1 pseudogene is annotated in these 959 nt (G+C 65.6%); it reads left to right on the forward strand.

Annotated elements, in window-relative coordinates:
- Nucleotides 1–233: 233 nt before the first annotated feature.
- Nucleotides 234–698, forward strand: a pseudogene (locus tag ACO1BU_RS37575) (ISAzo13-like element transposase-related protein); the annotation flags it as partial.
- Between the last annotated feature and the right edge of the window lie 261 nt (nucleotides 699–959).

Raw genomic sequence — 959 nt, forward strand, 5'->3', positions numbered from 1 at the left:
TTTGCAACTCTCGAATGGGTGGACTGGTTCAACAACCGCCGCCTCCTCGAGCCGATCGGCAACATCCCGCCGGCCGAGGCCGAAGCGCGCTACTATGCCGCCCAGCAGGAGGTTGCGCTGGCGGCCTTAGGGATCGAGGCGAAATAACTGAATCAGATTTGATTGCTACTCGCCGGATCAGAGCAGGTAGTGGCTGCCGGTGCACGGCCGCAGTGGGGTAAGCCGCTGGAGTGATCGACCTCGACGACATCCGCAGGCGGTATCAGCAAGCCTGCAAGTTCCTGGACGAGCGTGGCCGGCGGCTGTTTGCGGCGAACGAGGCTCTGGCGCTGGGCCATGGTGGGGTGAGTGCCGCCTCGGCGGCGACCGGGCTGGCCCGCAGCACGATCCGGCGGGCGATGGTGGAACTGCAGAGCGGGTCCAACTTGATTGGCACGCGGGTCAGGCGCCCCGGTGGCGGGCGCAAGCGTGCGGTCGCTCAGCAGCCGGATTTGCCGGCAGCCCTCGAGGCGCTGATTGAGGATGCCATCCGCGGTGACCCGCAGACGCCGCTGCGCTGGGTGAGCCGCAGCCAGCGCCAGATTGCCCGGGTGCTGCTCGAGCGCGGCTTTGCGGTGAGCCAGAAGCTGGTGGGCCTGCTGCTGCGCGAACGGGGTTACAGCTGCCAGGCCAACCGCAAGACCCGGGAAGGGACGAGCTGATCCTCCACGACTTTCGTGGACGGGTTACGCTACGTTTGCTGCTTGCCGTTCTGCCTGGTGCGTATTCCAGTGATCGTGGGCAGCAGTTCCAGGCGATCGTGGGCACGAATTCCACGGCATCGTGGGCAGGCTTCATGCCGATTGGGTTATGGTTCAGGAAGGCTCTCTGGCGTCAAGCGTTTCGGTGGTCGTGGCGCGTCTGGCGGTGATGCGTCGCATGCTTTCTCCGCGGAGTTCGATGCGGTGGGCGTTGTGGAC

Source organism: Roseomonas chloroacetimidivorans, assembly GCF_049629625.1.
GTDB lineage: Bacteria > Pseudomonadota > Alphaproteobacteria > Acetobacterales > Acetobacteraceae > Roseomonas > Roseomonas chloroacetimidivorans.